Annotated in this window: 13 protein-coding genes; 4 read left to right on the top strand and 9 right to left on the bottom strand. The window is 31.0% G+C overall.

From position 1 onward, the window contains the following. Positions 1-137 precede the first annotated feature (137 nt). From mreC to AJN70_RS00070, 8 genes are all read right to left on the bottom strand, one after another. Positions 138-887: a rod shape-determining protein MreC gene (mreC, locus tag AJN70_RS00105; protein ID WP_070261202.1), complete on the bottom strand. Its 750-nt coding sequence runs from the start codon at positions 885-887 to the stop codon at positions 138-140. Then, positions 877-1,917 (bottom strand): rod shape-determining protein, encoded by a 1,041-nt coding sequence (locus tag AJN70_RS00100; protein ID WP_002851700.1) that lies wholly within the window; start codon positions 1,915-1,917, stop codon positions 877-879. Before AJN70_RS00100 ends, mreC begins: the two co-directional genes overlap by 11 nt. 11 nt (positions 1,918-1,928) lie before the next feature. Continuing rightward, positions 1,929-3,152, bottom strand: coding sequence for an ATP-dependent Clp protease ATP-binding subunit ClpX (gene clpX, locus AJN70_RS00095; protein ID WP_002860329.1), 1,224 nt, complete (start codon positions 3,150-3,152; stop codon positions 1,929-1,931). Continuing rightward, complete coding sequence (gene lpxA / locus AJN70_RS00090) at positions 3,145-3,936, bottom strand: acyl-ACP--UDP-N-acetylglucosamine O-acyltransferase (RefSeq protein WP_002921686.1); 792 nt, start codon at positions 3,934-3,936, stop codon at positions 3,145-3,147. Before lpxA ends, clpX begins: the two co-directional genes overlap by 8 nt. Further along, positions 3,936-4,376, bottom strand: a complete 441-nt coding sequence (fabZ, locus tag AJN70_RS00085) for a 3-hydroxyacyl-ACP dehydratase FabZ (RefSeq protein WP_052949480.1) — start codon at positions 4,374-4,376, stop codon at positions 3,936-3,938. The genes lpxA and fabZ overlap by 1 nt, the downstream gene beginning before the upstream one ends. 94 nt (positions 4,377-4,470) lie before the next feature. Further along, a complete protein-coding gene (locus tag AJN70_RS00080; RefSeq protein ID WP_070295304.1) occupies positions 4,471-5,562 on the bottom strand; it encodes an epoxyqueuosine reductase QueH in 1,092 nt (363 codons plus the stop codon). After that, entirely contained in the window at positions 5,562-6,017 is a 456-nt protein-coding gene (gene bcp / locus AJN70_RS00075; protein ID WP_070295303.1) for a thioredoxin-dependent thiol peroxidase, read from the bottom strand. The genes AJN70_RS00080 and bcp overlap by 1 nt, the downstream gene beginning before the upstream one ends. Beyond that, positions 6,014-6,220 (bottom strand): tautomerase family protein, encoded by a 207-nt coding sequence (locus AJN70_RS00070; RefSeq protein ID WP_070295301.1) that lies wholly within the window; start codon positions 6,218-6,220, stop codon positions 6,014-6,016. The genes bcp and AJN70_RS00070 overlap by 4 nt, the downstream gene beginning before the upstream one ends. A 174-nt stretch (positions 6,221-6,394) precedes the next feature. Between AJN70_RS00070 and ilvE the strand changes: the two genes are divergently transcribed. From ilvE to AJN70_RS00050, 4 genes are read left to right on the top strand one after another with little or no spacing between them, the layout of a single operon-like run. After that, a complete protein-coding gene (ilvE, locus tag AJN70_RS00065; RefSeq protein ID WP_070295299.1) occupies positions 6,395-7,309 on the top strand; it encodes a branched-chain-amino-acid transaminase in 915 nt (304 codons plus the stop codon). Positions 7,310-7,321: 12 nt separating this feature from the next. Beyond that, positions 7,322-8,410, top strand: coding sequence for a prohibitin family protein (locus AJN70_RS00060; RefSeq protein WP_002870862.1), 1,089 nt, complete (start codon positions 7,322-7,324; stop codon positions 8,408-8,410). 12 nt (positions 8,411-8,422) lie between these two features. Beyond that, a complete protein-coding gene (locus tag AJN70_RS00055) occupies positions 8,423-8,953 on the top strand; it encodes a DUF2393 domain-containing protein (RefSeq protein ID WP_002870863.1) in 531 nt (176 codons plus the stop codon). Further along, positions 8,953-9,462 carry a DUF2393 family protein gene (locus AJN70_RS00050; RefSeq protein WP_002861050.1) on the top strand — a complete coding sequence of 170 codons (510 nt, stop codon included), beginning with the start codon at positions 8,953-8,955 and terminating at the stop codon, positions 9,460-9,462. The genes AJN70_RS00055 and AJN70_RS00050 overlap by 1 nt, the downstream gene beginning before the upstream one ends. A gap of 120 nt (positions 9,463-9,582) precedes the next feature. On the opposite strand, the gene AJN70_RS00045 is transcribed toward AJN70_RS00050, so the two are convergent. After that, positions 9,583-10,497: methyl-accepting chemotaxis protein (locus AJN70_RS00045; protein ID WP_002934477.1), on the bottom strand; the 915-nt coding region annotated here is incomplete at its 5' end.

Raw genomic sequence — 10,497 nt, 5'->3', positions numbered from 1 at the left:
AGAAATTTAAGATTTTTTATAAGATTCTCATTCGATTATAAAAATTTATTTGATAATTTAACAAAATTTTTAGCATTAAACAAAGTTATAATAATTAGTAAAAATATAGAAAATTTTTAAAAAGTCTAACCCTTGACTTATAAATTATCTACTACATATAAATAAGCAGGAATACTGATCTTAACATAAGGCTTTACTTCTACACTTTGATACATATCTTCATCATCAACTCTATTCACAATCCCAACAGGGACATCCGAAAAGAAAATATTATCAAGTCCACTTGTTAAGATTTCATCTCCGACATTAATTTTCGCCCACTTTGGAATAAATTTAACCACAACCTTGCCATTTTCACCTTGAATTAAACCTGGAGCTTTGGATTTTCCTATATAAACAGAAAAAACACACTGATCATCACCTTGCAGAAGAGCCATTGTTCTGCCATCTTTATTAATAGCTATACCTGCAGTATATCCTTGATATATTAAACCGCGATTTTTACCAACGGGAATTTTGCTCCAATCTAGCCATAATTTTTTATAATCATTCAATTGAACATAAGAAATAACTCTAGTTAAAGAAACTTGAGGTAAATATTTTGTAGAATTTTGATCCTCTAAAATACGATTTAATTGATTTGCAAAGCTAGTTACCTTTACAGCAATGTCTTCTAATTCTTTATTTCTAGCTTTTAATTGCTGAATTTGATTTGCTTGATTAAAATGTTCTGAAATTTTTTCTCCCAAATAATCTTTAATATTATAAAAATTACCTATAACAAAGTCATTAACACGGAGAACATTCTGCTTGATAAGTCCTCCATAATAAAAAGATATAAAAACCAAAAAGGCTAAGACAAGAACATAAAAAATCTTATTCTTCATTGGTTAATTGTTGTAATAATGAAATTTCCTCTAAAGCTTTACCTGTTCCTTTTGCTACAGCTAAAAGCGGTTCATCTGCGATATAAACTGGCAAACGTACAATTTCACTTAAGTATTTATCAAGACCACGAATCAATGCTCCGCCACCTGTTAAAACTACACCATTTTCTACTATATCACTTGCTAAATCAGGCGGCATCATTTCAAGAACCATTTTTAAAGCATCAGCAATTTCTTTTAAATACTCACGCATCGCTTCTCTTACATCTTCGCTTGTAAGTTCAATACGACTTAAAAGTCCACTTACTTGATCGCGTCCTTTTACCACCATAGAAAGCTCTTTTGGAAGTTGTATTGCTGAACCTATAGTGATTTTGATCTCTTCGCCTGTTCTTTCACCTATGATAAGATTATATTTTTCTTTTACATAATTAACTATACTCATATCAAGCTTATCTCCAGCCGTACGAATAGACTTTGAAATCACAAGTCCACCCAAAGAAATCACTCCAATCTCAGTAGTTCCACCCCCTATATCTACTACCAAATTTCCTTTAGGCTCTTGTATAGGTAAACTTGCACCAATAGCTGCTGCCATAGGCTCTTCAATCAAAAATACCTCTCTTGCACCTGCGCTTAAAGCACTTTCTCTTACCGCTTTTCTTTCTACTTGAGTTAAACCATAAGGAACAGAAATGATAATTCTAGGGCGTAAAAAACTTTTTCTACGGTGTGTTTTTTCTATAAAATAGCGGATCATTTTTTCAGTCATATCAAAATCTGCAATCACGCCATCTTTCATAGGACGAATAGCTTCGATATTGCCTGGAGTTTTTCCCACCATATCTTTAGCTTCTTTACCTACGGCTAAAATTTTTGCTTTGGAACCATACCTTTCTCTTTCAACTGCCACAACAGAAGGCTCATTTATCACTATACCCTTATCTTTTACCAAAACTAGTGTATTAGCTGTTCCTAAATCAATCCCCATATCACTAGAAAAAAATCCTATAAGTTGATCTAATATCATTTCTATCCTTTTTAACTTATTTTTCTTTTTATTAATAATGCCTTTGCATTGTCTTTAACAACTTCTTTAGTTATTACAATATCATAATTTTTATACTCTGGTAACTCAAACATTAAATCTACCATCATTTCTTCTATAATACTTCTAAGTCCCCTAGCCCCTGTTTTTCTCTCCAATGCAAGTTGTGCGATAGCTCTTAGAGCATCTTCTTCAAATTTTAAATTTACCCCATCAATAGCAAAAAGCTTTTGATATTGTTTAATAATGGCATTTTTAGGCTCAGTTAAAATTCTTACCATATCCTCTTCATTAAGCTCATTTAAAGATGCAATCACATGCAAACGACCTATAAGCTCAGGAATCAAACCAAAATGCACCAAATCATCAGGTTCAATTTTCTCAAGTAAAGCTTTATTTTCTTCTTTTGCATCATCAAAAAAGCCCACAACTTTATCGCCAAGTTTTCTTTTTAAAATAGTTTCCAAACCATCAAAAGCTCCACCACAAACAAATAAAATATTTGAAGTGTCAATTTGTATAAACTCTTGATTTGGATGTTTTCTTCCCCCTTTTGGTGGAATATTTACCAAACTTCCTTCGATAATCTTAAGTAAAGCTTGTTGCACACCCTCTCCACTTACATCACGAGTAATAGAACGATTTTCACTCATTCTAGCAATTTTATCAATCTCATCAATAAAAACTATACCTTTTTGAGCTCTTTGCACATCTCCATCTGCAGCTTGTAAAAGACGTGTTAAAATATTTTCCACATCCTCACCTACATATCCTGCTTCAGTTAAAGAAGTTGCATCACAAATTGCTATAGGTACATCTAAAAATTTAGCTAAAGTTTGTGCCAATAAAGTTTTTCCACTTCCTGTTGGCCCAACAAGTAAAATATTTGACTTAAAAAGCTCTGTATCATCATCTTGAAGTTCGGCTTTAAAAAGTCTTTTATAATGATTGTATACTCCAACACTAAAAACTTTTTTAGCTCTATCTTGCCCTATGACATAACGATCTAAATAAGCTTTTAATTCTTTTGGAGTGATATCTTTAAATTCTGTATTATGGCTTTGTTTAGGTTCTTTAAATTCTTTTTCTTCTCCATAAATAATACTATAAGCACCTTCAACGCAATATTCACAAATAAAAGCATCATCATTTTCATTTGCTAAAATTCTTCTTTGTGGATTCTCCACTTCATTGCAAAAACTACATTTTCTAGGCATTATTTTTACCCCTATAGACAGGAATTCCGCGCTTTGTTTCTAATATAAAATGGCACATTTTTTTAACATTTTCACTTTCTTGATTTTCAAGCAAATTTTTAGCATTTTCTTTTAAATCTCCTTGCCTAAATAAAGTTTTAAAAGCTCTGCTAAGTCTATCTACTTCATCTTTATCAAAACGACGACGAATACCTACTAAATTTAAACTTCTAATACTTGCACGATTTCCTTCTGCTAAACAAAACGGTACTATATCCTGAGAAAGTGCACTTGCTCCTGCTATCATACAACCCTCGCCTACTTTGACAAATTGATGAATAGGTGTAAGCCCGCCTACAACCGTAAAATCTCCAAGCTCTACATGTCCTGCTAAAGTTGCATTATTAGCTAAAATAATATTATTACCTAAAAGACAATCATGAGCAATATGACAATAAGCCATAATAAAAGCATTATCGCCTATACGAGTAAAACCATCTCCTTTAGCTGTACCTGAATTTATCGTTGCAAATTCTCTAATAGTTGCATTTTTTCCTATAACAACACCGCTTTTTTGCTCTTCTTTATAAGATATGTCCTGAGGAATATCGCCTACTATAGCATAAGAAAATACACGAGAATGATCGCCTATAGTTGTATCTGAAAGAATTCGAGCACCTTGTTTGATGACAACATCATTACCTATTTTAGCATCTTTACCTACATAAGCATAAGCTTCTATTACAACATCGTCACCAAGTTGTGCACCCTCTTCAATCACCGCACTTGGATGAATTTTTTTCATTATTTATCCACTATCATAGCTTTAAGCTCGGCCTCTGCAACTAAATTTCCATCTACAAAAGCTTGCCCTTTAAAAATCCACATATTGCCACGATTTTTAACCACGCTCATTTCATAATCAAGCCTATCTCCAGGACGCACAGGATTTCTAAATTTTGCTCCATCTATGCCTGTGAAATAAACTACTTTACTTTTTGGATCCACTTTATCTTCCATACTTTCAAAAGCTAAAACTCCGCCTGTTTGAGCCATACCTTCTAAAATCAAAACTCCAGGATAAATAGGATGTTCTGGAAAATGTCCCATAAAAACATGGTCACTTATACTAATGTTTTTATATCCTCGAACCACTTCTTTAACTTTTAATTCTGTAATTTTATCTACTAGTAAAAAAGGATAACGGTGTGGTAAGATTTCTTGAATTTGCATTACATCTATCATTATTAAATTAACCTTGAAAACAATTAAAAATTTTATTATATAAAAAAATCATTAAAAATTACATTAACAAAAAAAGTTTTTCTTAATAAATTTCTTAAATTTCTACAAGCACCTCTTGATTATCATGATAAATTTCACTTTTTGCTATCACTTCATATCTTGAAGGTAAAATATTTTCAAGGATGATAATAGGGCTAAGATTATAAGTTCCAAACAATTTATTACGCCATTTAATTTCTGCTTGCACACTCAAAGGTCTTTTTAAAAAATCTTCAAAATTTTTCCATTTGTTTTTAAAAAATGCATTAAAACGCCAAAATTCAACAAAAACCATTTCATCTTTAGTGCTTCTATAAAAGCCTTCTTTTAAATTTTGTTTTAAATTTTCCTCATCCAAAGAAAATCTTGTATAAGCGTTTTTAAAATGCGAATAAAATAAAATATGAGATTTAACAGGCTTTTTATCTAATTTTATTAAAGCACTTAAAAGACGATAATTTAAAAATTTCTCTCTTAAAATTTCAAATTTTATACCTTTTTTTTCCCATAAAACTACTTTTTTATAAAGAGCTATTCTTGCTTCTATACTTGCAGGTAAAATTTGCTTATTTACAGAAGACATTAATTCATCAATGAAATTCTTATCTTGTTTTTGTTTTTTAAGTCCATAAATACAACCACAATAATTTTGATGATAGAGCATTTCTTTTTTTGCTAAAGCAAACTGCCTTTGAGTGCCGCCATTTTTACGAAAATCAGGGGCTAAAAACTCTACCCCATAAGGCTCACATTCTTTTTGTAAAGCATTTTTTAACTGTTCTAAATCTTTTTTAGGGCTAGTTAAAAGCGTAGTAGTAAGCTTTTTTTCTCCTATTTTAGCAGCAAATTTAACACTAGATCCCATTCTTACATCAAAGCAAATTTCACACCTTGCACCCTTTTCAGGCTCATCTTCATAACCACGCACAGCATTAAGCCATTTTTCATACTCATACTCACCTTTATAAAGCTTGATACCAAGTTTATCACAAGATCTTTTTACATCTAAAAATCTTAGTTCGTATTCGCTTAAAGGATGGATATTTGGATCATAAAAATATCCTATGATTTTTTCATTAGGATAAGTTTTTCTAAGTTCTTCAATAAAATAATGACTATCTACGCTACAACAAATATGTACTAGCATTAAAGACTTTCAAGCACTTTTAAAGCATGATCTTTTACACGAACATTGCTATAAATTTGGGCAATCTTACCTGTTTCATCGATAACAAAAGTAGAACGAATAAGACCTTCGTATTCTTTTCCGTAATTTTTCTTAAGCCCCCAAGCTCCATAAGCTTTAGCAACTTCTTTTTCACTATCGCTAAGTAAAGTATGTTTTAAATCAAATTTAGAGATAAATTTTTCATGACTTGCCACGCTATCAGGACTGATACCAATAATCACTGCATTTTTACCACCAAATTTATCATAATTTGCACTAAAATCACAAGCTTCTGTAGTGCAACCTGGGGTATTATCTTTTGGATAAAAATACAAAATCACCTTTTTGCCAATAAAATCTTTTAATGCTATTTTTACCCCATCTTGATTTAAAAGCTCAAACTGAGGCGCTTTATCTCCTATGTTTAAACTCATTTACTTGCCTTTGCTTTAATAGCTTCAACGCTTTCTCCGCCAAAGCCTATGTCATAATTTTCCACATCTTCTAAAACCACCACAACTCTTTCTCTACTTTTATTATATTTCGTGCTTAAAAGTTCGGTAATATCAGCTATAAGTTCCGCTTTTTGTTCCTTGCTTAAAGACGGCTTTGCTAATTTAATATTTACCAATGGCATAATTTCTCCTTTTTAACGATAATTTTTCATAATTATTTCAAAAAATACCTAATATTTTTTTTAACAAAAAACCTTAATTTAATAAAAGCTTATTGTTAGTATATTTTTGATAAAATCCCGATTTATTCTTAAAATAATATTTTTTAAGAAATAAACAACTATAAAAGGTAAAAAATGATCTCAGCAGATAAAATTTGGATGGATGGAAAATTAGTTGATTTTAAAGATGCAACTTTGCACTTTTTAACCCATTCTTTGCATTATGGCAATGCTGTTTTTGAAGGAACTAGAGCCTATAAAACAGATAAAGGCTTAGCAATTTTCAGACTTGAAGATCACACCAAAAGACTTTTAGAGTCTGCAAAAATTACTCTTTTAAATTGTCCTTTTTCTCAAAAAGATCTTGAAAATGCACAAATTGAACTCTTAAAAGCAAACAATTTTCAAAGCAATGTCTATATCCGTCCTTTGATTTTTTTAGGTGATGGAGTTATGGGACTTTATCATATAAAAGCTCCTGTAAGAGTTGGGATTGCAGCTTGGGAATGGGGTGCTTACCTTGGAGAAGAAGGTTTAGAAAAAGGCATAAAAGTAAAAATTTCGTCTTTTGCAAGAAATAGTGTTAAATCATGCATGGGAAAAGCTAAAGCAAGTGCGAATTATCTTAACTCTCAAATTGCAAAATTTGAAGCTATTGAAGCAGGCTATGAAGAAGCTTTAATGCTTGATGAAGAAGGTTTTATCGCAGAAGGAACAGGAGAATGTTTCTTTATTGTAAAAGATGGGGTTTTAATCACACCTCCAAATGATTTTTCTTTAAAAAGCATTACTCAAGATACAGTGCTTAAAATCGCTCATGATCTTGGTGTCACTGTGCTTCGCCAAAGAATTTCAAGAGATGAAGTTTATACTGCTGATGAAGCATTTTTTACCGGGACAGCCGCTGAAATCACACCTATTAACAATATTGATGCAAGAATAATAGGAAATGGTTTAAGAGGATCTGTAACTAAAAAACTTCAAGATGCTTATTTTGATGTAGTTTATGGACGCAATCAAAAATACGCATCTATGCTAACTTATATTTAAAAAAGGAAATAAATGCCAGCTGATTTGAATGATTATTTCAATAAAAAAAATGGAAATTCTAACAATAACGGAAACAACAACCGTCAAAATTTCAATTTCAAAGCACCAGAATTTAATTTTAAAGGTTTTGGAAAATTCTCTCCGTTTATTTATGGGGTGATTATTATTATCTTATTTTTAATCGTTGCAAAACCTTTTATGGTAATAAATTCTGGAGAAATGGGGATTAAATCAACAACAGGTAAATATGACCCAAATCCATTAGAACCAGGACTTCACTTTTTTTTACCTTTTGTACAAAAAATAACCATAATCGATACTAGAGTAAGACAAATCAACTATGCTTCTATAGAGGGAAGTAATGAAAATTTATCTTCAGGTTCAGGTGTTATTAATAAAAATAGTATTTCTGTGCTTGACTCTCGTGGATTGCCTGTATCTATTGATGTTACAGTGCAATACCGCTTAAATCCTTTGCAAGTTCCTCAAACTATAGCTACTTGGAGCTTAAATTGGGAAAATAAAATTATCGATCCAGTTGTTCGTGATGTAGTGCGAAGTGTTGTAGGAAAATACACAGCCGAAGAACTTCCTACTAATCGTAATACAATAGCCACTCAAATAGAAGAAGGTATAAGAAAAACCATAGAAGCCCAACCAAACGAACCTGTAGAACTTCGCGCTGTACAACTTAGAGAAATTATTTTACCTTCAAAAGTAAAAGAACAAATCGAACGCGTGCAAATTGCAAAACAAGAGGCTGAAAGAACTAAATATGAAGTAGAAAGAGCTAATCAAGAAGCCTTAAAAAAAGCTGCCTTAGCTGAAGGGGAAGCAAATGCAACTATAATCAGTGCCAAAGGTAAAGCTATGGCTGTTAAGATAGAAGCAGATGCACAAGCTTATTCTAATAAAGAAATCGCAAACAGCTTAAACACTCCTTTACTAAATTTAAAGCAAATTGAAACTCAAAAAGAATTTAATGAAGCTTTAAAAGTCAATCAAGATGCTAAAATTTTCTTAACTCCAGGTGGAGCAGTACCAAACATTTGGGTTGATACCAAAGATGCTAAAAAGCAAAGTTCTGCCAACATGAACTAAAAGGATACGCAAGTGGAAAAACTAAGAGAAATCGTGCTTTTTTACACTACTCATTTATATTTAGTAGATTATATGCTGATTTTATTAGTTTTTTTTCTCTTCACTTGTGTTTTACTTCTTTGTGTATTTTTACGCCATAGACCTATAGCAGCACTTTTTATTATTGCATTTGATATTATTGTTTGTTTTTTAGTTTATATCTATGGGTATAAACTAATAGACAATGAAGTAAGAACTCGGAAAACCGCTATTACGGATCAAAAAATAATACAAAGTTCAAATGATTTAATTGTTGATTTTAACATTACAAATAATTCAAAAAATAATTTTAAAGAATGTAAAATTACAGCTAAAATTTTTGCGGATAAAATACCTAATGATAATATCATAGAAGAATATAAAAAGAAATTTATCCCTTTTAGACAAAAAAGTAGAGAAATTAAAGATCTAAAGAAAAATGCAACCCAATTTCAAAGAATTGCTTTCGAAAATTTTAACTATGAAAATAACTATACCATACGCTTAGTTTCGGAGTGTTTTTAATGCATTTTACAATTTTTCATATTATAGCTTTTATCATTTTACTTATTTGCTTTGCCTTGATTTGTATTTTAATTTTTCTAAAAGTTAAACAGAAAGAAATGGCTTTGATTTCTTATACCATAGCTACTATTTTTACCGCACTTTTGATATATTCTATTTTTCTAACAATCAATCAATTCACCACTCAAGCCGATCTTAGCAAACTAACCTACACAAGAGATCTAAGACATGAAAGTGTTATCGTAAGCGGAAAGGTTCAAAATCTTACTAAATTTGAAATCAGAAAATGCTATTTGATACTTAGCATATTAAATCAAAAAAAAGTAGGGGGAGAAATTTTCAATGATAAAAATATTCGCAATGCCAAAATGCAAAATACAAGTGTTTCTTACACTATAGAAATTATAGACAAACTTCCAGGTAATACTTATAAAGAATTTAGAGCCAGTGTTCCTTTTCCTCCAAGTTTTGATAACCCTGAATTTTATCACACTCTAAAATGTATTTGATTTAGAAAATACTTAATATTGACAATTAGAATTTCTCTATACCACATTTCATTAAATCTTAAAGAATTAAACATATATTATTTTATAGAGATAACTAGCTTTTTAGCTAGTCATCTAAGATTAAAACCTCTTCTTCTTAACATCTTCTAAGATATTATTAGCTATATCACTTACTGTACTAGAAATAATAGCTGATTCATTAGCAATTTCAACATTATCTTTAGTAGTTTGATCAATTTGAGCTACGCTATCATTGATTTGAGTAATACCTGCAGTTTGTTCTTTAATACTTTCTGCCATATCATTGATAGATTGAACAAGTAAATTAGTATTAGCTTCTATTTCAGATAAAGACTTTTGAGTTCTCTCAGCTAGTTTTCTAACTTCATCAGCCACAACAGCAAAGCCTCTACCATGTTCTCCAGCACGAGCCGCTTCAATAGCTGCATTTAAAGCTAGAAGATTAATTTGATCTGCAATATCACCTATGATACCTGTAACATTTTTAATCTCTTCAGATTGAGTGATAACATCACTAGTTTTAACTGAAACATTTTGCATAGAAGAAGTGATCTCTTCTAAAGCTGCTGCAGTTTCTTCTAAAGATTGAGCTTGAGAATTTGAAGAAGTGGTTAAGCTTTGAACAGCAGTTTGTAATTTTCCACTTTCATTAGCTAAAGCATTAGCAAAGTCTGAACTTTGTTTTAGCATTTTAACTATTTCATCGCCTAAAGCATTGGTAGTTAATTCAACACTTCCTGAAGCATTAGAGATTTTATTTCTAAAATCTAAGCTTTTGTATTCTTCAAATATTTTATGAATAACATTCATATCAGAACCTACTCTAGCTTGTAAAACATCAAGAAGTTTATTTAGAACATTTTTAAGTTCAATAAGTTGCGGGTTTCTTGGATTAGCAGTAATTCTTGCTGTTAAATTACCACCTTCTACAACTGATACGGTTTGAACTGATTCTTTAACAGCTTGATTGTCTTGTTCTAAACCTTTTTTAGTAGCAAGGATGTTTTCGTTGAT

The organism is Campylobacter sp. BCW_4341 (genome assembly GCF_001764255.1).
GTDB classification, from domain to species: Bacteria; Campylobacterota; Campylobacteria; order Campylobacterales; family Campylobacteraceae; genus Campylobacter_D; species Campylobacter_D jejuni.
This window is presented reverse-complemented; position numbering and strand designations above follow the sequence as displayed.